Source organism: Streptomyces sp. NPDC086519, assembly GCF_040686075.1.
Taxonomy (GTDB): Bacteria; Actinomycetota; Actinomycetes; order Streptomycetales; family Streptomycetaceae; genus Streptomyces; species Streptomyces shenzhenensis.
In genome coordinates this window covers 1-21,517 of the sequence record NZ_JBFBJL010000092.1, presented here as the reverse complement: position 1 = coordinate 21,517, position 21,517 = coordinate 1, and the positions used below count along the sequence as shown (strand labels likewise).

Sequence of the window (21,517 nt, the reverse complement as noted above, 5' to 3'; positions counted from 1 at the left end):
GGTGACCGTCCGACGGAGGGAAACACATGCCGGTCCGCCTGGAACGCAAGGGACCTGTCACCACGGTCGTCCTGTCCCGTCCCGAGGTGCGCAACGCGGTGGACGGTCCGACGGCGGCCGGACTGGTCGCCGCCTTCCGCGAGTTCGAGGCGGACGACGAGGCGCGGGTGGCGGTGCTGTGGGGTGCGGGCGGCACGTTCTGCGCGGGCGCGGACCTCAAGGCGATGGGCGGCGGGCGCGGCAACCGGGTGGCGGCGGACGGCGACGGCCCGATGGGCCCGACCCGCCTGCGCCTGTCCAAGCCGGTGATCGCGGCGATCGCCGGGCACGCCGTGGCCGGGGGCCTGGAGCTGGCCCTGTGGTGCGATCTGCGGGTCGCCGAGGAGGACGCCGTGTTCGGCGTCTTCTGCCGCCGCTGGGGCGTGCCGCTGATCGACGGCGGCACGGTACGGCTCCCCCGGCTGATCGGCACCAGCCGGGCGATGGACCTGATCCTCACCGGCCGCCCGGTATCGGCCCCGGAGGCCTACGGGATGGGCCTGGCCAACCGGATCGTCCCCGCCGGCCGCTCCCGCGAGGCGGCCGAGGAACTGGCCGCGTCGATCGCGGGTTTCCCGCAGGCCTGCCTGCGCAGCGACCGCGCCTCGGTGCTGGACCAGGAGGGGCTGGCCGAGCCGGCGGCGATGGCCACCGAAATCCGTCATGGCATGGGCGTGTTGGCCGAAGGCCTGGAAGGCGCGGCGCGGTTCGCGGCGGGGGCAGGGCGGCACGGCTCCTTCACGGGCGACTGAGCAGCCGTGCCTGGCCGGCGAGGCCCCCTGGCCGCCCGGCGGGTCCCCTGACCGCCCGCGCCGCCGGGTCCGGCATCCCGGTCGGTCCCGGCGCCGGCGGCCGTCCCGTGGTACGGGGCGCCGGGCAGGGGTCCCGCGGCGCTGACCGTCACCGGGACGCTCCCGATCCGGCTCCGGCCACCGGCCCGTCGAGCAGGGTGGCGACGGCGGCGCGGAAGACCCCGAGGCGGTCGGCGGCCTCGGCGGCGGAGATGCGCGGCTCGTAGACGGCGGAGGGCCTGCCGTCCGGCAGGAAGTCCACGGGGTCGCCCCCGAGGTGGGCCAGCGCGCCCACGCCGAGCGCGGTGGCGTCGGGCAGCGTGGACACCTCGACGGGGCGTTGCAGCAGGTCGGCCTGGGTCTGCATGAGCAGGGCCGACCGGGTCAGGGGGCCGTCGACACGCAGGGCGGTCAGCGGGGTGCCGAGGTCGGTCCCGGCGGCCTCGGCGAGCTCCACCACCTGCGCGGCGAGACCCTCGCACAGGGCCCGCACCAGATGCCCGGGGCCGGTGTCGAGGCCGAGCCCGGTGAGCGAGCCGCGCAACTCGCCGCGCCACCAGGGGGCGGCCAGCCCGGCCAGCGCGGGCACGAAGGTGACCCCGCCGGTGTCGGGGACGGCGCCGCCCACCCGGTCCAGGTCGGCGGCGCCCGAGATCACGCCGAGGTCGGTGAGCCAGCGGACGGCGGAGGCGGCGGTGTGCACCTGGCCGTCCAGGCAGTAACCGGGCTCTCCGGCGAAGCGCCAGGCGACGCAGCTGACCAGTCCGCAGGTGCTGCGGCGGGGTGTGTCACCGGTGTGTGCGAGCAGGAGGGCCCCGGTGCCGTAGGTGCACTTGGCGGCGCCGGGACCGGTGACGCGCTGGGCGAGGAGGGCGGCCTGCTGGTCCGCGGCGAGGCCGGTGAGCGGGATCTTGTCGCCGAACTCCCTTGTACTGCCGACGAATTGGGAGTTGTCCACGATCTCGGGGAGGTGTTCGGCGGCCAGTCCGTAGAGGTCGAGGGCGCGGGCCGACCACCGCACCCGGTCCAGGTCGAGGAGATGGGTGCGGCCGGCGGTGGCGGCGTCGGTGACGTAGGCGCCGGTGAGCCGGTGGACCAGCCAGGCGTCGATGGTGGTGACGACGCCCTCGGTGGTGAGGTGGCGGCGGATCCACGCCATCGTGGGCGCGGCGACGCGGGGGTCGAGCGGAAGGCCGGTGAGGGCGCGTAACTCCTCGGCGTGCGCGGCGAGTTCGGTGCAGACCGGCTCGGCCCGGCGGTCCTGGTGGACGATGGCGTCGGTGAGCGGACGCCCGGTGCCGGGGTCCCAGGCGAGGACGGTGCCGCCCTGGTTGGCCAGGCCCAGCGCGGTCACCGGTTCGCCGGCCTCGGCGAGCGCCCGGCGGCCGGCGACGAGCACCGAGTCGTACAGCTCGACGGGGTCGGTCTCCACCCGGCCGCCGGGCAGCTGCCGGGATCGTACGGCGGCGAATCCGGTGCCGATGACGCCCCGTTCGGGACAGATCACCAGGGCCTTCGTGCCGGACGTGCCCTGGTCGACTGCGAGCACCGGACCTGTCATCGAGCCTCCCTGACGATCACTGCGCGACAGCCTGCCCCAGGGGTGAGGGGCAGCACAAGCGCACACGGGTGCGACCGGCACGAACCTCCGCGCGAATACGGCAGGATGAGCGGTTGCACAACCGAATGGGAGGTAACCGGTGAACCGAGCGCTCACCGTCGATGACCTGGTCCTGGCCGGGATCGCCCTCGCGGCGGGCCTGCTGCTGGCCTTTCTGTCCCGTGGCATGCTGCGCTGGCTGGCCAGACACGCCAAGCGGACGCGCTGGAGCGGTGACGACGTCATCGTGGACGCGCTGCGCACGGTGGTCCCGTGGGCGGCGCTCGCGGGCGGCGCGGCGGCCGCGGCGGCGGTGCTGCCGCTGACCAAGACGGTTCAGCACCACACCAACCAGAGCCTCAAGGTACTGCTCATCTTCGCGGTGACGGTGTCGGCGGCGCGGGTGATCGCCGGGCTCGTGCGGTCGGTCACCCAGTCCCGCTCCGGCGTGGCCGGTTCGGCGACGATCTTCGTGAACATCACCCGGGTGCTGGTGCTGGCGATCGGCTTCCTGGTCATGCTCCAGACCCTGGGCATCTCCATAGCGCCCCTGCTCACCGCCCTGGGGGTGGGCGGTCTCGCGGTCGCGCTCGCCCTCCAGGACACCCTGGCCAACCTCTTCGCGGGCGTCCACATCCTCGCCTCCAAGACCGTCCAGCCGGGCGACTACATCCAGCTGAGCAGCGGCGAGGAGGGGTACGTCGTGGACATCAACTGGCGTCAGACGACCGTCCGCCAGCTCTCCAACAACCTGGTGGTCATCCCCAACGGGCAGCTGGCGAAGACCAACATGACCAACTACACGCGTCCCGAGCAGCAGTTGACGGTCCTGGTGCAGGTGGGTGTGGGCTACGACAGCGACCTGGACCATGTCGAGCGGGTCACGCACGAGGTCATCGCCGAGACGATGTCCGAGATCACGGGGGCGGTCCGGGACCACGAGCCCGCGATCCGCTTCCACACCTTCGGGGACTCGCGGATCGGCTTCACGGTGATCCTGGGCGTCGGCGAGTTCAGCGACCAGTTCCGGATCAAACACGAGTTCATCAAGCGCCTGCACCGCCGCTACCGCGAGGAGGGCATCCGCATTCCGGCCCCGGCCCGCACGGTGGCGCTCCAGCAGGGGGCCGTGGTGATCCCGCAACAGCGCGCCACGGACGAGCTGCCCGCGGGTCTGCCGCACACCGAGTAGGAGATTCCTGACGATCTCGAAATCGCGCCCGACTCGCCCAGTTCACGGTGACTGGCATGCAGGCATGGAACCGGCGGCTGTTCGGGCGCGGCCTCTCGGTTGAATTGTGATCGCGGCCGGGCGTGTTGCCCTCTCGTCGTATTACCCGACATGAATCATTTCTGTTCATGTTCCGGTAGCACTTACGGGAACGACATTGGCGACCCGCCCGAAGGAGCCCCGATGCGTTCGAGCGTCTCTCGTGCCGCCCCCATTCTCATGGGACTCACCCTCGCCCCTTTTGGCGTGGTCACGCCGTCCGCCGTCGCACAGGCCGCCCCGTCCGGGCTGGACCTGCTCGGCGTGTCGCAGTCGGCCACGGCGCCTGCCGACCCGGTGCTCGGCGCTCCCTCCACCGAGGCGGACAGCACCACTCGTGCCACCAGCCGGGCGCTGGTCGTGAACGTGCCCAGTTGCAGCGAGAGCGACCTTCAGACCGCGATCGGCGCTGTCGCCGCAGTGGGCGGCACGGTCAACCTCAAGCCCGGCTGCACCTACACCCTCACCGATGCCACACCGCCCAACGACGACAACGGACTGCCGGTCATCACGAACAACGTCACGATCAACGGAAGCGGCGACACCGTCACCCGAGCCGCAACCGCCGCCAATTTCCGTTTCTTCGAAATCGACGGCGCGCACGGAAACCTCACTCTCAACCTCCTGACCCTCAGCAACGGTCACGCGTCCGGCAGCCTTGGCAACGGCCGGGGCGGTGCCCTCTGGCTCAAGGGCGCCGGTGCGGCGGTGACGCTGAACAACAGCAGCCTCACCGCCAACATCGCCGACACCTATGGCGGGGCCATCGACAACGACAACGGCGCGGTGAGCGTCAACACCAGCACGCTCTCCGGCAACCGGGCGCTTGCCGGCGGGGCCGTGTTCGTCAGCCCGTTCGGAGGTTCGGGCAGGGCGACCGTCGACGCGAGCAGGATCACCGGCAACCACGCGGTCAACCTGGGCGGCGGGATCGCCGCCGCCACCGGCACGACGGTGGCGCTGAACAGCACTCCGGTCACCGGCAACGACGTCACCGGTGCCCATCCGCAGGGCGGCGGCATCGCGCAGGCCGGAACCATGGCGCTGAACGCGAGCGGGGTCACGGGCAACACCGTCACCGGCACCAACGCACAGGGCGGCGGCATCTTCAACGCTTCCGGCACGGTGCGGTTCACCAGCAGCCCGGTCAACGGCAACACCGCCAACGGCACGAACTCCCGCGGTGGCGGCATCTTCGACACGGCCTTCGGCAGGGTGGCTCTCACCAGCAGCCCGGTAACCGGCAACCGGGCGCTGGGAACGGGCGCGAACGGCGGCGGCATCTTCAACGCCAGCGGCACGGTGACGCTGCTCGCCAGCCCCGTCACCGGCAACCAGCCCGACAACTGTGGCAGCCCCAGCACCGTACCCGGCTGCTCCTAGGACACGCATCGGCTCCTGATCAAGCCGGGTGGACGGGGGCGCCGAGGGACTCCTGGCCCGGGGCCGGGACCGATGCGTCGCCCCCGGTCCTCGCGTCGCCGCTTTTCTCCCCCGCGGAGAAGGGACGCGCGAGGGCCGGGGCCCCGTGGCCAGTACGGTCACCGTGCCGAGCAGGGCGGCCGGAGCCGTCAGTCCGGTGCGCTGTCTCATGGCCCCTTCCGCCCGGGCGCGCCGGGTGGCCGGTCCCGCCGCCGGTCGATGGCGGCTCGTTCCTCATGACCACCCTTTTGACCGATCCGGTTGCCCGTCGTGTGACAAACGGATCTTCCGAGTCGCGGACCCCTGTCGAGCCTGGGTCGATCACGAGATATCTTGATGTCGAGCAATGTTGCAGACGTGGAGCGGAGCACCCGGTGACTGACTCGACCATCATCTACACCTACACAGACGAGGCCCCGGCCCTGGCGACGCATTCGTTCCTGCCGGTGGTCCAGGCGTACGCCTCGCAGGCCGGTGTCGCCGTGGACACCCGCGACATCTCGCTGGCCGGACGCATCATCGCCCACTTCCCGGAGTACCTGGACGAGGACCAGCGCCTCCCCGACGCGCTGGCCGAGCTGGGCGACCTCGCCAAGACGCCCGAGGCCAACATCGTCAAGCTGCCGAACATCTCGGCGTCGATCCCGCAGCTGAAGGCCGCCGTCGCCGAGCTCCAGGGCAAGGGCTACGCGCTGCCGGCCTACCCGGACGACCCGAAGACCGACGAGGAGCGCGAGATCCGCGCCCGCTACGACAAGGTGAAGGGTTCCGCCGTGAACCCGGTCCTGCGTGAGGGCAACTCGGACCGCCGCGCCCCCGCCTCGGTCAAGAACTACGCCCGGAACCACCCGCACCGCATGGGCGCCTGGACCGCCGAGTCCAAGACCAACGTGGCGACCATGGGCGAGAACGACTTCTGCTCCACCGAGAAGTCCGCGGTGATCTCCGAGGCCGGCGCGCTCAGGATCGAGCTGGTCGCCGAGGACGGCACCACCACCGTCCTCAGGGAGTCCGTACCGGTCCTCGCGGGCGAGGTCGTCGACGCCTCCGTGCTGCACGTCGCGCAGCTCAACGACTTCCTGGCCGCGCAGATCGCCCGCGCCAAGCAGGAGGACGTCCTGTTCTCCGTGCACCTGAAGGCCACGATGATGAAGGTCTCCGACCCGGTCATCTTCGGCCACGTGGTGCGCGCCTTCTTCCCGAAGACGTTCGCGAAGTACGGCGAGACGCTCAAGGCGGCCGGCCTCTCCCCGAACGACGGTCTGGGCGGCATCCTCAAGGGCCTGGAGAACCTGCCCGAGGGTGCCGAGATCAAGGCCTCCTTCGACGCCGAGATCGCCGAGGGCCCGGCTCTCGCGATGGTCGACTCCGACAAGGGCATCACCAACCTGCACGTGCCCTCCGACGTCATCGTCGACGCCTCGATGCCGGCCATGATCCGCACCTCCGGCCACATGTGGGGCCCGGACGGCCAGGAGGCCGACACCCTCGCGGTCATCCCGGACTCCTCCTACGCCGGTGTCTACCAGGCCGTGATCGACGACTGCCGGGCCAACGGCGCCTTCGACCCGTCCACCATGGGCTCGGTCCCGAACGTGGGCCTGATGGCGCAGAAGGCCGAGGAGTACGGCTCCCACGACAAGACCTTCGAGATCGCCACCGCCGGCACGGTCCGCCTGGTCGACGCGGCCGGCGACGTCGTGCTCGAGCAGCCGGTCGCCGCCGGTGACATCTTCCGTGCCTGCCAGACCAAGGACGCGCCGATCAGGGACTGGGTGAAGCTGGCCGTCACCCGCGCCCGCGCCACCGGTGACCCGGCCGTCTTCTGGCTGGACGAGGACCGCGCGCACGACGCGCAGCTGATCGCCAAGGTCGAGCGGTACCTCCAGGAGCACGACACCGAGGGCCTGGACATCCGGATCCTGTCCCCCGTCGAGGCCACCAAGCTGTCCGTGGAGCGCATCCGCCGCGGCGAGAACACCATCTCCGTCACCGGCAACGTGCTCCGTGACTACCTGACCGACCTGTTCCCGATCCTGGAGCTGGGCACCAGCGCCAAGATGCTGTCGGTCGTCCCGCTGATGGCGGGCGGCGGCCTGTTCGAGACGGGCGCCGGCGGCTCCGCGCCCAAGCACGTCCAGCAGCTGGTCAAGGAGAACTACCTGCGCTGGGACTCCCTCGGCGAGTTCTTCGCGCTCGTCCCCTCCTTCGAGCAGTACGCCGACTTCACCGGCAACACCCGCGCCAAGGTCCTCGCCGACACCCTCGACCGGGCCACGGCCACCTTCCTGAACGAGGACAAGTCCCCGACCCGTCGCGTCGGCGGCATCGACAACCGCGGCAGCCACTTCTACCTGTCCCTCTACTGGGCGCAGGAGCTGGCCAAGCAGACCGACGACGCCGAGCTCGCCAAGGCGTTCGCGTCACTCGCCGAGACGCTCGCCGCCAACGAGCAGAAGATCGTCGAAGAGCTGCTCGCCGTCCAGGGCTCCCCGGCCGACATCGGCGGCTACTACCAGCCCGAGAAGGCCAAGGCGGACGCGGTCATGCGCCCGTCGGCCACCTGGAACGCGGCCCTCGCGGCCCTCTAGGCTCCAGAGGCATCGCAGGCCGCCTCGCGCGGTCTCCGTCCGTCCCGGCAGGCACCCCGCCCGCCGGGACGGAACCGTGTCCGGCCCTGCCACCCCGGCTGCGACGGCACCTGCTCCGCCTGCCGGGAGCCGACAGGGGCCGGCCACCTCCGAAAGAGGCGACCGGCCCCCGAGCCGGCGGACGGGATCAGCTCAGGCCCAGGTTCGACAGCGCGGTCGTCCAGTCCGTGACGATCGCGTCCTGGGCGTCCGCCAGGGTGACGGTGCCGGCGCAGACGGCCTTCTTGAGCTTGTTCTCGACGGTGTCCTTGTTGGCGGCGGTCTTGGTCCCGTACTGCGGCTCGGGCCAGAGGTTGAGCTCGCTCTTGGGGGCACCGCCGAGTTCGAGGGGGACGAAGTGGTCCTCCTCGTAGTCCGAGGTGCTGGTGTCGGTGTAGCCGTACTCGACGATCTGCTTCTTCTTCAGCGCGGTGGTGTAGGAGCTGGACGGCCGGACGGTCGCGGTCCACCCGGAGACGCAGATGGTCGAGTCGATGGTGGACTGGGTGACGTCCGGGTTGAAGTCGCCGGGCTGGCAGCTGGGGTCGGGGAGGGGGAGGTAGCCCTGGCTGCAGCTCTGCGCGTGCGCGGTGCCGGCCGCGACCGTGAGGCCGGCGGCGGCGAGGGCGAGGGAGGACAGGGCGGTGACCAGGGAGCGGGATATTCGGGGCATGGGGGATCTCCCGGAGCGGTGCCCGGCAGGAATTCCGGGCGGTCGTGAGCATGACAGCACCGGAATCATCTATGCGGGTAGACTTCTTTGCCGGTCACGAAGATCCCTTTGTTGAATGTTTGAACAGGACGGGCACGGCGGAGGGCAAGTCATGGACCGTTCTTGGTTGCCGTCACCGCCCCCGGACCTGACCCTGCGCGTCGGCGTCGCCTGCGCCGCGTGCCGTACTCGGACCCCGATCCCGCACCCTGCCACTGACCACACCCCGGGAGCCGCCCGTGTCCCAGCCGTCGTACGACCTCCTGCCCGGCGCCGCCGAGTCGCCGGTGATCCTGCATGTGCCGCACTCCGCGCGGGCGATCCCGGCCGCGGTACGCGCCGGGATCGTGCTCGACGACGCCGCGCTGGAGCGGGAGTTGGACCACATCACGGACGCGCACACGGCCGAGCTGGCCGAGGCGGCGGCGAAGCGCGCCGGGGTGGCCCCCTGGCGGTTCGTCAACCGGCTGTCGCGGCTGGTGGTGGACCCGGAGCGGTTCCCGGACGAGCGGGAGGAGATGCTCGCCGTCGGGATGGGGGCCGTGTACACGCGGACCACGCACCGGCGGGTGCTGCGGAACGAGCCGTTCGATCCCGGGCCCTTGGTCGAGCGGTACTTCCGGCCGTACGCGCGGGCGATGACGGAGGCCGTCGCCGGGCGGCTGGCCGCGACCGGGCGGGCCGTGGTGATCGACGTGCACTCCTATCCGAGCCGGGCGCTGCCCTACGAACTGCACGGGACGGGGCCGCGGCCGCCGGTGTGCCTGGGCACGGACGCCTTCCACACGCCGGCCCGGCTGACGGAGGCGGCCCGGGAGGCCTTCGCGGGGTGCGGGGAGACCGGGCTGGACAGCCCGTTCGGCGGAACCTATGTGCCGCTGGAGTTCTACGGGACGGACGCGCAGGTCGGCGCGCTGATGGTGGAGATCCGGCGGGACCTGTACATGACCGAGCCCGGCGGTCCGGCGGGCGCGGGAGCGGACCGGCTCGCCGCCGCCCTCGCCGTGCTCGTGGACGCCGCCGGCCGTTGACCCTCCGGCGGGAGCATTCCGAAAGGACCCGGGGCACGGTCCTGGCCCGCCTGCGGACCGGCCTCCTGGTCGACACCCTCCTCGACCGCCTGCCGGAACTGCGGCTCGCGGTCCCCGCCGAGGGCGTGGAGCGGCGCCGCCGGACCATGGTCCGGGGGCCGCGGGCGCTGCCGGTCACCTGGTGACGGTGGCTCCGTCAGGACGCGGCCCGGTTCAGGCCCGCAGCCACTCCGTCACGATCACGTCGGCGCCGGTGCTCAGGCGCAGTGCGAAGGGGCCGGTGGGCGGGGTGGCGTCGGCGAAGCGGCCCATGGGGTCGACGGTGAGCGGGCGGGCCGAAGCCGGACCGTCGAGCACCTCGATGCGGGCGGACTGCGGGGGCAGCAGCTGGCCGAGCAGTCCGTCGCCGGTGACCTCGACGTCCACGGTCAGCTCACCCGCCTGGAAGGTCAGCATCCGGGGCGGCTCCTGGACTCCTCTGACGGGGATCGCGTCGGTCAGGGAGTCGAAGGTCAGCTCGGCGACCCGGGCGTCCAGGTCGTGCAGCAGGTAGGCGTCCATGGCGAGTTGCAGCAGCCCGGCCGGAAGCGGGTCGAGGACGGCGGCCGCGCGGCGCAGTTCCTCCTCCAGGAGGTCCACGTCGAAGTCGACGGCGGCGGTGTCGGCGCTGTCGTCGAGGCCCTGGTCGGGCGGGAAGTCGTCGTCGCTCACATCGCACCCCTCGCGTCGAGCCGGGCCCGCAGCCGGCGCAGACAGCGCTGGCGCAGCGGGCCGATGCTGCCCACGGCGATGCCCAGCGCGACGGACACCTCGACATAGCTGGGCGGCGGCGAGGCCATCAGCACGCGCAGCAACTGCCGGCACCGGTCGCCGAGTTCCTCGAACTCCTGCCACAGCAGACGGATCCGCCGGGCCTCGTCCGCCTGGTCCTCCGCGTCGATCAGGTACTGCTCGGGCGTACGGTCCTCGCTGACCCGGTCGAGGACCTGCGGATCGTCGGTCGGCTGTAGCCGGGTCAGGCTCCGGATCACCTTCAGGCACTCGTTGCGTGCCGTGCTGGCCAGCCAGGAGCCCGCCTTGTCGGGCTCCCGGATGCGGCCCAGGTGCTGGGCGAACCGGAACCACGCGGTCTGGTACACCTCGTGCCCGTCGGCGTCGGAGAGCCGGTGCGCGCGCACCACGGACCACACCAGCGGGCTCAGCCCTTCCACGAGCGCCTTCCAGGCCGCCGCGTCGCCGTCGACGGCTGCCTGGACCAGCGCGCCGACCTCTGCTCGGTCCACGGTCCCACCCCTCGTGTACGGCAAGTCATCGTACGCCGTGGAGGGGAGTGTTCCGGACCTCAGGCCGTGGCGGTCAGCCGCACGACCGGGACCGGCTGCCAGCTCGCCGGGCGGAGCACCGGTACCGGGGTGCCGCGCACCTCGGCGTACTCCGTGATGTTCTGGAGGAGTTGGCTGCGTGCCGTGCGCGGGTCGGACTCCTTGTGCGTGGTCATCCGGTCGGCGACGAGGCCGGCGGCGATGGGGGTGGCGAACGATGTTCCGCTCCACTGTGCGAACCCTTCGAACATCACTTGGTCGGGCTTGCCGGGTCCGGTCGTCCCGGCGTCGGTCAACACGCCGGTGTGGCGCGGGTACTGGCAGGTGCAGGCGTAGGTGAAACCGAACCGGCAGGCGTCGTAGGTGGTGTGCTGGTACACGTACGGCACGGGTGCGTCGAAGCCGGCCAGGGCGCCGACGAGTTGCTCGCCGGGGGCGTAGACCTTGACCCAGCTGCCGTGGTTGGTGAAGCAGGCGCCGTGCTCGCCGTCGCTGCGCAGCGCGCCGACCGAGAGGACCGCGTTCTCGTAGCCGGGCAGGTCGGCGCAGGCGGCGGGCCAGAAGTTGGTGGCGCTGCCGTTGTTGCCGGCGGCCGCGACGAGCAGGGTGTGCTGGTCGCGCAGGGCGTCCATGAAGGCCTCGACGGCGAGCAGTCCGTCGGCGCTGCCGTTCGAGGTGCCGGCGGAGAGACTGATGATGTCCGGCCAGCCGTGCTGGTCGACGGCCTCGAAGAGCTTGCCGCCGAACTCGGACTCCAGGATGGCGCCCGCGTCGTTGAGGGTGTTGGTGACGGTGATGTCGGTGTTGGGGGCGAGGGCGGCGATGAGCCCGGCGATGAACGTGCCGTGGCCGACGTACTGCTGGAGGACTCCCTCGGCGTCGGTCTCGGTGAGCTGCGGGTCGCCCTGGACGCGGTCGAGGAGCGGGTAGGAGCGGTAGTCGTGCACCAGCCCGGTGTCCATCACCAGGACGCTGACGGCGGTGTCCGGGTCGTAACTGCCGTCCACCGGCTGCGGGTTGGGGGTCTGGGTGAGCAGGGCGGGGAGCGGTTCGCAGGGGTTGCAGGAGTTGGCGTTCCCCGTGGTGGACACCACGTGGTTGCGGCTGACCAGGCGCCGGCCCGAGCGGCCCTCCGCCTCCCGCAGGGCGCGCAGCGCGTGGCTGACGGCGCGGTCGCCGGTGCGGTCCCCGTGGTTCGGGTCGCCGACCTGGATGCGGGTGACACCGGTGCGGTTGGTCTCCGGGCCCGCCCGGCGCACCCGGTCGGCGACCAGGCCGGTGGTGGCGGTGAAGTGGGCGCGCACGGTGTCCTCGACGACCCGGGCCTCCTCGCCGTCCCGGGCGAGGACCACCCCCTTCTCGTACAGGAACTCGGCTGCGTCGTCCGGCCCCATCGCCAGTGGTACGTCCGGCATGGAGCGCTGGATCTGATCGAACTGCTCATGGAATCGCTGAGGTGCCATGGCCTGTCCCTCCCCCGGAAACGGCGTTCTTCAGTCAGAGTCGTGTGGCCGCCGCTTGATACAGCGTCAAACCTGTGGGGCATGTATGCCCAGGCCAGTACCATCCGAGGGGTGACTGCGCGAAGCGATTCGGTTACGGAACTGCTGCCGATGGTGTTCGCCGCCCCCGGCGCGGCCCTGGCACGGGCGGAGCAGGTCCTGCGGTCCGATCCGTCGCCGCTGGACGCGTCCGTCGCCCACCAGGTCATCGGCATCTGGCAGCGGGATTTCGGGGACCTCGCCCTCGCCCTCGACCACCTGCGCAAGGCCCGCGACTGCGCGGCCCGCGCGGACTCGGCGGAACGGGAGGCGGACGTCCTCGGCACCCTCGGGGTCGCCCTGGTGCACGCGGGGCGTACGCGGCAGGGGCTGGCCGTGCTGGAGCGCGGGGTGGCCCGGGGCAACGGGCACACCCGGGCGCGGGTGCTGTACCGGCGGGCGTACGCCTGGTGGGTGCTGGGCCGGCACAAGGAGGCCCTGGAGGACCTGCGGCGGGCGATCCCGGTGCTGCGGCAGGCCGGTGACGTCATCTGGACCGCGCGGGCGCTGAGCGTGCGGGCCACCGTGCATCTCGCGGTGGGCGCGGTGGAGCGGGCGGACGCGGACTTCACGGCGGCGGAACGGCTGTGGGAGACGACGGGCCAGGAGCACGACAAGGCGGTCGCCGTGGAGAACCGGGGCCTGGCCGCGTACCGCTCCGGCGACATCCCGGCGGCGCTGCGGCTGCTGGCCGAGGCCAAGGAGCGGTACGACGAGCTGGGCACGCCCTCGTTCATGCTGTACATCGCGCGCTGCGACGTGCTGATGGCGGCCGGACTGGCCCCGGAGGCGCTGGCCGAGGCGGACGCGGCGATCGCGACCCTGGACCGGATCGGCGGGCAGTCCACCCGCAAGGCCGAACTGCTGCTGACCGCCGCCCGGTCCGCGCTGTCGACCGGGGACGCGCAGACCGCGATCGCCCGGGCCGCGGTCGCCGTACGGCTGTTCTCGGGGCAGCGGCGCGGCTGGTGGGAGACGCACGCCCGGCTGGTGCTGATCGAGGCGCGGGTGGCGGGCGGGGCCGCGTCCGGGCGGCTGGTGCAGGACGCGGTGGCGGTCGCCGACCAGCTGGCGTCCTTCGGCGCGCCGGCCGCGCCGGAGGCCTCGCTGCTCGCGGGGCGGATCGCGCTGGCGCTGGGCTGGACGGCGGACGCGGAACGGCATCTCGCGGTGGCCGCGCGCGGCAGGCACGTCGGGCCGCCGCTGGCCCGGATGACCGGCTGGGCCGCGCAGGCGCTCCGCGCGCGGGCGGCCGGTTCGGGCCGGGGCGTCCTGGAGGCCTGCCGGCGCGGCCTCGACGTCCTCGACGACCACCGGATGACCCTGGGCGCCTCGGAGCTGCGGGCCCGGGCCACCGCGCAGGGCGCCGAACTGGCCGCGCTGGCCCAGCAGGCGAGCCTCGCGCACGGCGGGCCGCGCCGCCTCCTGGAGTGGAGCGAGCGCTGGCGGGCCACGGTCCTGTCCACTCCCCCGACCCGGCCGCCCGCCGACCCGGCCCTGCTCGCCTCCCTCACCGCGTTCCGGGAGATCGCCTCCCGCGCCGAGGAGGCCCGCCGGGAGGGCCGTCCGGTGCCCGCCCTGGAGCGTGAACAGCGGCGCCTGGAACGGGAGATCCGGGCCCGCACCCATCACACCCGCGGTGACGCCCCCGGCGGCGGCGACCGCTTCGACCCGGCCCGCCTCCTGGACCGGCTCGGTGACGCCCGGCTGGTCGAACTCGCCGTGCTGGACGGCCGGGTGCACATCCTGCTGTGCGGTCAGGGCCGGGTGCGGCGGTTCACGGGCGGCCCGCTGGCGGAGGCGCTCCTCGAGGCGGAGCACGTCCAGGCGGGGCTGCGACGGCTCGCGCACCCGGGGGCGGAGGCGCGGCTGCCGGTGGTGGAGGCCGCCGGGAAGCGGCTGGAGGAGCTGCTGCTCGGCCCGGCGGCGGCCCAGCTCGGCTCCGGGCCGGTGGTGATCGTCCCGCCGGGCGCGCTGCATCAGGTGCCCTGGGCCCTGCTCCCCGCCCTGCGGGAGCGGGTGCTCAGCGTGTCGCCGTCGGCGTCGAGCTGGCTGCGCGCGCGGGAGACCGAGCCGCCGCCGGGCGGCCGCCATGTGCTGGTCCGGGGGCCGGGGTTGGCGACCGGGGGCGCGGAGGTGCCGGAAGTGGCGGGCCAGTACGCGGCAGCGCGGATCCTGGAGCACGACGAGGCCCAGGTCCCCCGTGTCCTGGAGGAGTTGGACGGGGCGGCGCTGGCCCACATCGCCGCGCACGGCACCTTCCGCGCGGACAGCCCGCTCTTCTCCTCGCTTCGGATGGCGGACGGCCCGCTGATCGTGCACGACTTCGAACGCCTTGCCCGCAGCCCCTACCGGATCATCCTCTCCAGCTGTGACACGGCCCGGCTCGCCTCGGTCGGCGCCGATGAACTCCTCGGCCTGGTCACGGCGTTGCTGCCGCTGGGCACGGCCGGGGTGGTGGCGAGCAGCGCGCCCGTCAACGACGCGGCGGTGGTCCCGCTGATGCTGGCCCTGCACAAGGGGCTGGGCGCCGGGCTGTCCCTGGCGGAGGCGCTGCGCGACGCCCGGGCCGCCCTGCCGGGCGACGCGCTCCACCAGGCGACAGGGTGGGCGTTCGCCGCGTTCGGGGCGGCCTGAGCCGCGGCAGACCCTAGGCCGACTGCCGGTCCGGCTGCTCCACCAGCCACGGCAGCGCCGCGCGGTCGCTCGCGCCGAGGCGGGTGTAGGCGCTGTAGAGGTGGTTGCCCACCGTCCGTACGGACAGGGTCAGTCGCTCGGCGATCTGCCGGTTGCTGAGGCCGGTCGCGGCGAGCGTGACGATCTGGCGCTGGCGGGCGGTGAGTTCGCCGAGCACCAGGGCGGACAGGGCCGGGGTGCGGGCGCCCTGGCAGCGGCGGGCGAGGGCCACCGCGCGGGTGCGGGACGTCCGGGCGGCGCGCGGGTCGCGGTGGGCACCGGCGGCCTGCGCGTGGGCCTCCGCCGCGAACAGCAGCAGGCCGCGCTCCGCCAGCGCCCCGGCCGCCCGGTCCAGGGCGGGTCCGTCGCCGCGGGCGAGGGCCCGCGCGTGCCGTGCGAGGACCCCGTCCAGCCGCCCCACGGCTGCCGCGGCCCCCGCGGGCTCCCCGAGTCGTACGGTGCCGTAGTGCGCGAGACCCCCGTCCCCGCGCACTACGGCACCCTCCCCCCACTCGGCGGCGGCACGGGCGAGTTCGGTACGGCAGGAGGCGTCGCCCGGCGCCGCCCGCAGTCCCTCCCTCGCCCACGCCGCCGCCTCTCGCAGCTCCCCCCGAAGCCACGAGTACCGGGCACGCACGGCCGCGTACCCGGCCGGTACGGGCAGGCCTCCCACTGCCAGCCACTCCCCCACCGGGGCCGGCGCCTCCCGTACGTCCAACTGCTCGATGTGTTCTTCCAGTCGTTCCTGTTCGTCCTTCAGGGCGGGCTCGCACTGGTCCGGGGTGCGGGCCAGCCGGCGGGCCCGCAGCCGGCCCGCCGAGGCGCGCAGCGCGGGGCCGTGCAGGGGGTGGGCGAGACGGACCCGGCCCCGGTCGTCGACGTGGATCAGGCCCTCGGTCTCCAGCCGTTCGAGGACGGCCAGGTCGAGCCCCTCGTCGAAGTGCGGTGGCAACGGCTCGGCGAAGGCGAGGCGTTCGAGGGTGTCGCGCTCTGCGGGGTCGCGCCGGTCCAGCAGGGGGGCGATGCGGTCGCGTACGGTCGCGGTGAGCGGCAGCGGGCCGCGCCAGGCCCACTCGCCGGTGTCCGGGACCCGGGTCAGCGGGCCGGACTCGCGCAGCGCGCCGAGGAGATCGCGCAGCAGCCGCAGATCCCCCCGGCACACCCGGTGCAGCCGGCGCACGGTGAGCGGTTCCAGGCGACCGCCGGCGAGCAGCGCGGCCGTCTCGTCGTACGGCAGTGGTTCCAGGGCGAGACGGGTGAGGAGTTCCCCGGTCCACAGGCGGGCGATCGCGCCGGGGACGGGTGCGGGATCGGCGGCGGCCACCACGAGCCGGGTACGGCCGTGCACGGCGAGCTGGTGGACGAGGGCGGCCGAGGCCTCGTCGAGGAGATGGGCGTCGTCGACGACCAGGAGCCGCACCCCGGACAGGTGCCGGACGGCGCCGGGCAGCGAGACACGGTCGGAGAGCAGGTGCGCGAACGCGGCGAACGGGAGGGCGCTGGTCTCGGGGGTGCCGGTCACCCGGGCACAGTCGGTGCCCCGCACGGCCTCCGTGATCAGCCGGGTCTTGCCGATACCGGCCGGCCCGGTCACCACCACACCCTGGCGTCCGGCCGCCGACGACCGCCTGACCAGCTCCAGTTCGTCCTCGCGGCCGGTGAAGGGCCAGTGCGGTTCGAGGGTCCGCGCATCCTGTTCGTAACTCGTCACGTGAGTATGAGTCGCGTTACTCAGCTCTGATACAGGGGGACTTGAGTAGCTTCCGACTCAGGCGTCCGGCCGGGCCGGACGGCAGTCTGGGCGCATGAACCGACGCTACTGCTCGCTTCCGCGGCAGCCGGCCCCGGCGTTCGCGCCGGGACTGGCCGCCGAGCGGCTCGGCGCGCTGGTCGGCGGGCGGCGGATGTGGGTCAACGGCACGGTTCTGCACTACTACTTCTTCGACGCCGACACCGACGCCTCGGTGATCCCGGTCCCGGGGACCGGGGAACTGCGCCGGGTGCCGTGGACCGGTGCCAGGGAGCAGCGGGACGTGCTGCGCGAGTGCTTCCGGGAGTGGCAGGGCCTCGGTATCGGGGTGACGTTCGCCGAGGTCTCCGACCGCTGCGAGGCGGAACTGCGGATCGGTTTCCAGCTGGGGGACGGATCCTGGTCGGCGGTGGGCCGGGACGCGCTCTCGGTGGGCGCGGGCGAGCGCACCATGAACCTGGGCTGGGACCTGACCGAGCCCGGCGGGCGCTGGACGGCCCTGCACCAGGTCGGGCACGCGCTCGGGATGCGGCACGAGCACCAGAGCCCGTTCGCGGGCGTGCACTGGGACGACGAGGCGGTCTACGCCGACCTCGCCGGACCGCCGAATCACTGGAGCCGGGACACGACGTACGCCAACATCCTGCGCAGGCTGGACCCCGCCGAGGCCAACGGCTCGGTGTGGGACCCGCAGTCCGTGATGCAGTACCCCATCGGCCCGGGGCTGATCCTGGAGCCGGAGCAGTACCACAACGGTCTCTACCCGCCGGGGTCGCTGTCCCCGGCCGACAAGGAGTTCGTGCTCCGCTGGTACCCGCCCGCCGATCCGCCGGCCGCGCTGGTGCCGTTCCGTTCGGCGCCGCTCATTCTGGGTCCGGGCGGACAGGCCGACTTCGCCGTGGAGCCGCCGGAGACCCGCGTCTACAGCGTGGGCACCTTCGGAGAGAGCGACTGCGTCGTCGTGGTCTTCGAGGAGCGCGACGGGGAACCGCGCTACCTCGCCGGCCACGACGACGGAGGCACCCCGCACAACACCGGGATCAGGGTCCGGCTCGTCAAGGGCCGACGCTACTTCGTCCGCGTCCGTCTCCATTCCACGTGGGGGTCGGGGGAGACAGCGGTCATGTGCTGGTGACACCGGCACGCACCGCGACGCGGAGGTCGGACCACTGTCCGGCACCGGGGGGGAAGCGGTCGCGGCACGTAGCCTTCGGGGGAGGGATACGTGCCGCGGCCACACCGGAGACGCCGCGGGCACCCGCCCGGGGGCGCGAGCCACGCCGTGGTCGGCGCGGTGGTCGCCGGCTTCGGGCTCGACGGCTTCGGGCTCGACGGCTTCCAGAAGGCGTACGGTCCGGGCGGTGCGCGATCAGGGTGATCGCGCGGACCTCACGACGCCGCCCGCTCCCCCCTGGGCTCGTCGGGGAGGGCGAGGCCGAGGTGGTCGCGCAGGGTGGTGCCCTCGTACTCGGTGCGGAAGACACCCTGCTCCTGGAGGAGCGGTACGACCGTGTCGGCGAAGGTGTCGAGGCCGCCGGGCGTGATGTGCGGGACCAGGATGAAGCCGTCGGAGACGTCCGCCTGCACGAAGTCGTTGATGGTGCGGGCGACGGTGGCCGGGGAGCCGACGAAGGTCTGCCGGTTGCCGGTGTTGATCACGAGATCGCGGATGGACCACTTGTTGGCCTCGGCGAGCTCGCGCCACTCGCGGGCGATGGCGATCGGGTCACGGTACATCCGGACCTGGGCGCGCCCCCGGGAGATGTGCTCCTCGCTCACCAGCGGGTCCACGTCGGGCAGCGGGCCCTCGGGGTCGTACGACGACAGGTCCCGGTTCCAGACGAACTCCAGGTGCTTGAGGGCCGTCGCACCGCTGACCTGCTGGCGGCGCACCTGGTGGGCGAGTTCCTCGGCGTCCGCGTCGGTGTCGCCGAGGACGAAGCTGGCGGCGGGCAGGATCAGCAGGTCGCCGGGGCGGCGGCCGTACTTGGCGAGGCGGGACTTCACGTCGGTGTAGAAGGCCTGGCCGGCGTCGAGGGTGGCGTACCGGCTGAAGATCGCGTCGGCGCTGGACGCGGCGAACTCGCGGCCCTCGTCGGACTCGCCGGCCTGGAAGATCACCGGGCGGCCCTGCGGGGAGCGGGGCACGTTGAACTGGCCGTGGATGTCGAACTGGGGGCCCTTGTGCACGAAGGAGCCCGCCCCGGCGTCCCGCAGGAAGGTGCCGGTGGCCTGGTCGGCGAGGATCTCGTCGCCGTGCCAGGAGTCGAAGAGCTCGCCCGCGGTGGCGAGGAACTCCTTGGCGCGCGAGTAGCGCTCCTCCTGTGGCAGGAAGCCGCCGCGCCGGAAGTTCTCGCCGGTGAAGGCGTCCCAGGAGGTGACGACGTTCCAGGCGGCCCGGCCGCCGGAGAGGTGGTCGAGGCTGGCGAACTGGCGGGCCACCTCGTAGGGCTCATTGAAGGTGGAGTTGATGGTGCCGGTCAGGCCGAGGTGGTCGGTGACGGCGGCCAGCGCGGCGAGGATCGTGAAGGTGTCGGGGCGGCCGACGACGTCCAGGTCGTATATCTTGCCGCCCTGTTCGCGCAGCCTGAGGCCCTCGGCGAGGAACAGGAAGTCGAACCTGGCGCGTTCGGCGGTCTGCGCGAAGTGGGTGAAGGAGCTGAACTCGATGTGGCTGCCGGCGGCCGGGTCGCTCCACACGGTGGTGTTGTTGACGCCGGGGAAGTGCGCGGCCAGATGGATCTGCTTCAGCGGCTTGCTCATGTCGGGTGCGGTCCTTCCGGCTCAGGCGGTGGCGTAGCGGTTGGCGGGGCGGGCGAGCCCGAGCAGGCCGCGCAGGGTGTCGGCCTCGTAGGCGGTGCGGAAGCGACCGCGGCGCTGGAGTTCGGGGACCAGGTCCGCAGAGATGCGCGGCAGGTCGTGGCCGAGTACGGCGGGCCGCAGCCGGAAGCCGGTGAGGCCCGCGGCGGCGAACTCCTCCAGGAGATCGGCGAGTTCGGCCGCCGTCCCGGTGAAGATCCGGGCGTCGCTGGTGTACGCGCCGCCGTCGAGTGCGTCGAGGCGCTCCTTGCGGGCGGTGGCCGCGGCCTGGTCGTCGTCGAGGAAGACCACCAGGTCGCCGAAGACGTGCAGGAGTTCACCGGCGCGTCCGGCCGCCTCCTGCTCGGCGCGGATCTCGGCGACGATCGCGCGGGCGTCGGCGCCGTCCCGCGGGGTGACGTAACCGACGTCGGCCTGGCGGGCGATCAGCCGGTAGGGGACGGTCTGGTGGCCGAGGGCGGTGACGAGCGGCTGGCCCTGCGGGGGGCGCGGGGTGATGGAGGGGCCCTTGACGCTGAAGCGGCGGCCCTCGAAGTCGATGTAGTGCAGCTTGTCGCGGTCGATGAAGCGGCCGGTGGCGGCGTCCCGGATCTCGGCGTCGTCCTCCCAGCTGTCCCAGAGCCTGCGCACCACCTCGACGTAGTCGGCGGCCTCGTCGAAGTGCTCGGTGAGCCGCTGCTGCCCGGCCGGGGACCGCAGTTCCGCGAGGTCGATCGGCGGGAAGGTACGGCGGCCGAAGTGGTCCGCCTCGTAGGGACGGGCGGAGATCTGCACCCGCAGCCCGGCGCGGCCGGTGCTGACGTAGTCCAGGGTGGCGATCGCCTTGGAGATGTGGAACGGCTCGGTGTGGGTGGCGATCACGGTCGGCACCAGGCCGATGTGGCGGGACAGCGGCGCGATCCGCGAGGCGGTCAGCACGGCGTCCAGGCGGCCGCGGACCTGGTCGGTGCGGCCGTCCAACTCGCCGTAGTGCGTGGACTGCAGGCCCAGGCCGTCCTCGATGGTGACGAAGTCGATGAGACCGCGCTCGGCCTCGGCGACCAGGTCCGCCCAGTAGCCGGCGGTGAACAGTTCGCGGGGGCGGGCGACCGGCTCGCGCCAGGAGGCGGGATGCCAGCCGGTGCCGTCCAGGGCGACGGCGAGGTGCAGGGGGGAAGCGGGAGATGAGGACACAGTGGTGCCTTCCTGAAGGTCCGTACGAGGGCGCGCCGGAGGGAAGGGCGCGGCGGGGACAGCAGGTCAGGAACAACAGAGCGCGCCGGCCACGCGCTGGAGGTCGATGTGCGGCCGGGAGTGCAGGACGGTACGGCGGCTGGGGCTGAGCACAGGTGTCATGCCCCGCACCTCCCGGCCTGCTCCGCGTGCATCTCGTCGTGACTCACAACAGACCGGCCTTCGTGGTTGTTCCCGGGCTGCGCGGCAGCAGGGTGCGGCCGCGCGGCCGCTCGGTGAAGCCGATCGACTCGTCCGGCCGGACCGCGTGCGCGCCGCCCGGGGCCGTGTGCGGGAACGGTGTGCCGCCGCGCTCGCGGATGCCGGGAACGACCACGCGGATGAGGCGGGTGGCCGGGCCCCGGCCCCGGTGCCGCGGTCGGTGCGGACGGCGCTGCTCGCCGGCCGGCCGGGCGGGTGCCTCCTGGTCCGGCGAAGGCGGACCGGACGGCGTTGTCGAGCGGGGACGGATCGGGTGCGAGCGGGACCCCGCCTCCGTGGCGGCCGCTCTGAAGGGTCACGGAGGCGCGGTCCTTTCTCCCTCTACGGGTCTCGCTCTACGGGTCTCGCTCTACGGGTCTCGCTCTACGGGACTGCTTCTTGACAGGTGGTCAGGAGTTGTCGAGGGGCAGTCCGGGCGGGTTGACCTCGGACTTGGCGACGGCTTCGTCGGAGAGGTCGTAGGCCTTGAGCCACTCGGC

17 protein-coding genes and 1 pseudogene are annotated in these 21,517 nt (G+C 72.9%); 8 read left to right on the top strand and 10 right to left on the bottom strand.

All coding sequences use genetic code 11. The features are described 5' to 3' along the window. Positions 1-26: 26 nt before the first annotated feature. Positions 27-791, top strand: a complete 765-nt coding sequence (locus tag AB0P24_RS43825; RefSeq protein WP_365804340.1) for a crotonase/enoyl-CoA hydratase family protein — start codon at positions 27-29, stop codon at positions 789-791. 148 nt (positions 792-939) lie between these two features. On the opposite strand, the gene AB0P24_RS43820 is transcribed toward AB0P24_RS43825, so the two are convergent. Then, positions 940-2,391 carry an FGGY family carbohydrate kinase gene (locus AB0P24_RS43820; protein WP_365804338.1) on the bottom strand — a complete coding sequence of 484 codons (1,452 nt, stop codon included), beginning with the start codon at positions 2,389-2,391 and terminating at the stop codon, positions 940-942. A 139-nt stretch (positions 2,392-2,530) separates the two neighbouring features. Here AB0P24_RS43820 and AB0P24_RS43815 point away from each other — a divergent pair, with 139 nt between their 5' ends. The 3 genes from AB0P24_RS43815 (at position 2,531) to AB0P24_RS43805 (ending at position 7,713) form a co-directional block, all read left to right on the top strand. Beyond that, complete coding sequence (locus tag AB0P24_RS43815) at positions 2,531-3,622, top strand: mechanosensitive ion channel family protein (RefSeq protein WP_365804336.1); 1,092 nt, start codon at positions 2,531-2,533, stop codon at positions 3,620-3,622. 222 nt (positions 3,623-3,844) lie between these two features. Next, positions 3,845-5,083, top strand: a complete 1,239-nt coding sequence (locus AB0P24_RS43810) for a hypothetical protein (RefSeq protein ID WP_365804334.1) — start codon at positions 3,845-3,847, stop codon at positions 5,081-5,083. Between the two features lie 413 nt (positions 5,084-5,496). Beyond that, positions 5,497-7,713, top strand: coding sequence for an NADP-dependent isocitrate dehydrogenase (locus tag AB0P24_RS43805; RefSeq protein WP_365804332.1), 2,217 nt, complete (start codon positions 5,497-5,499; stop codon positions 7,711-7,713). 187 nt (positions 7,714-7,900) lie between these two features. Here AB0P24_RS43805 and AB0P24_RS43800 read toward each other — a convergent pair whose 3' ends face one another. Beyond that, on the bottom strand, positions 7,901-8,425 hold the full coding sequence (locus AB0P24_RS43800; RefSeq protein ID WP_365804330.1) for a hypothetical protein: 525 nt from the start codon (positions 8,423-8,425) through the stop codon (positions 7,901-7,903). 278 nt (positions 8,426-8,703) lie between these two features. Here AB0P24_RS43800 and AB0P24_RS43795 point away from each other — a divergent pair, with 278 nt between their 5' ends. Continuing rightward, on the top strand, positions 8,704-9,495 hold the full coding sequence (locus tag AB0P24_RS43795) for an N-formylglutamate amidohydrolase (protein ID WP_365804328.1): 792 nt from the start codon (positions 8,704-8,706) through the stop codon (positions 9,493-9,495). Positions 9,496-9,527: 32 nt separating this feature from the next. Further along, positions 9,528-9,680, top strand: a pseudogene (locus tag AB0P24_RS43790) (cytochrome P450); the annotation flags it as partial. Positions 9,681-9,708: 28 nt separating this feature from the next. Here AB0P24_RS43790 and AB0P24_RS43785 read toward each other — a convergent pair. The 3 genes from AB0P24_RS43785 to AB0P24_RS43775 all read right to left on the bottom strand — a co-directional run bounded on the left by AB0P24_RS43785 (position 9,709) and on the right by AB0P24_RS43775 (position 12,280). After that, positions 9,709-10,134: a hypothetical protein gene (locus tag AB0P24_RS43785; RefSeq protein ID WP_365804352.1), complete on the bottom strand. Its 426-nt coding sequence runs from the start codon at positions 10,132-10,134 to the stop codon at positions 9,709-9,711. Positions 10,135-10,202: 68 nt separating this feature from the next. Beyond that, positions 10,203-10,841 (bottom strand): sigma-70 family RNA polymerase sigma factor, encoded by a 639-nt coding sequence (locus AB0P24_RS43780; RefSeq protein WP_365804350.1) that lies wholly within the window; start codon positions 10,839-10,841, stop codon positions 10,203-10,205. Further along, positions 10,838-12,280, bottom strand: a complete 1,443-nt coding sequence (locus AB0P24_RS43775) for a S8/S53 family peptidase (protein WP_365804326.1) — start codon at positions 12,278-12,280, stop codon at positions 10,838-10,840. Before AB0P24_RS43775 ends, AB0P24_RS43780 begins: the two co-directional genes overlap by 4 nt. Positions 12,281-12,430: 150 nt before the next feature. On the opposite strand from AB0P24_RS43775, the gene AB0P24_RS43770 reads away from it, so the two are divergent. Beyond that, a complete protein-coding gene (locus AB0P24_RS43770; protein ID WP_365804348.1) occupies positions 12,431-14,995 on the top strand; it encodes a CHAT domain-containing tetratricopeptide repeat protein in 2,565 nt (854 codons plus the stop codon). A 13-nt stretch (positions 14,996-15,008) separates the two neighbouring features. Here the strand turns inward: AB0P24_RS43770 and AB0P24_RS43765 are convergent, their stop codons facing one another. Further along, on the bottom strand, positions 15,009-16,745 hold the full coding sequence (locus tag AB0P24_RS43765; RefSeq protein ID WP_365804324.1) for a LuxR C-terminal-related transcriptional regulator: 1,737 nt from the start codon (positions 16,743-16,745) through the stop codon (positions 15,009-15,011). 94 nt (positions 16,746-16,839) lie between these two features. On the opposite strand from AB0P24_RS43765, the gene AB0P24_RS43760 reads away from it, so the two are divergent. Then, positions 16,840-17,919, top strand: a complete 1,080-nt coding sequence (locus AB0P24_RS43760; RefSeq protein ID WP_365804322.1) for a M12 family metallopeptidase — start codon at positions 16,840-16,842, stop codon at positions 17,917-17,919. A gap of 254 nt (positions 17,920-18,173) precedes the next feature. Here the strand turns inward: AB0P24_RS43760 and AB0P24_RS43755 are convergent, their stop codons facing one another. The 4 genes from AB0P24_RS43755 to AB0P24_RS43740 form a co-directional block, all read right to left on the bottom strand. Beyond that, positions 18,174-19,547: an NtaA/DmoA family FMN-dependent monooxygenase gene (locus AB0P24_RS43755; RefSeq protein WP_365804320.1), complete on the bottom strand. Its 1,374-nt coding sequence runs from the start codon at positions 19,545-19,547 to the stop codon at positions 18,174-18,176. 21 nt (positions 19,548-19,568) lie between these two features. Beyond that, positions 19,569-20,777 (bottom strand): LLM class flavin-dependent oxidoreductase, encoded by a 1,209-nt coding sequence (locus AB0P24_RS43750; protein ID WP_365804318.1) that lies wholly within the window; start codon positions 20,775-20,777, stop codon positions 19,569-19,571. Between the two features lie 66 nt (positions 20,778-20,843). Next, a complete protein-coding gene (locus AB0P24_RS43745) occupies positions 20,844-20,939 on the bottom strand; it encodes a putative leader peptide (protein ID WP_362746091.1) in 96 nt (31 codons plus the stop codon). 43 nt (positions 20,940-20,982) lie between these two features. Then, the gene (locus AB0P24_RS43740) at positions 20,983-21,153 is read right to left on the bottom strand and encodes a hypothetical protein (protein WP_365804315.1); all 171 of its coding nucleotides are present in this window, start codon (positions 21,151-21,153) and stop codon (positions 20,983-20,985) included. Between the last annotated feature and the right edge of the window lie 364 nt (positions 21,154-21,517).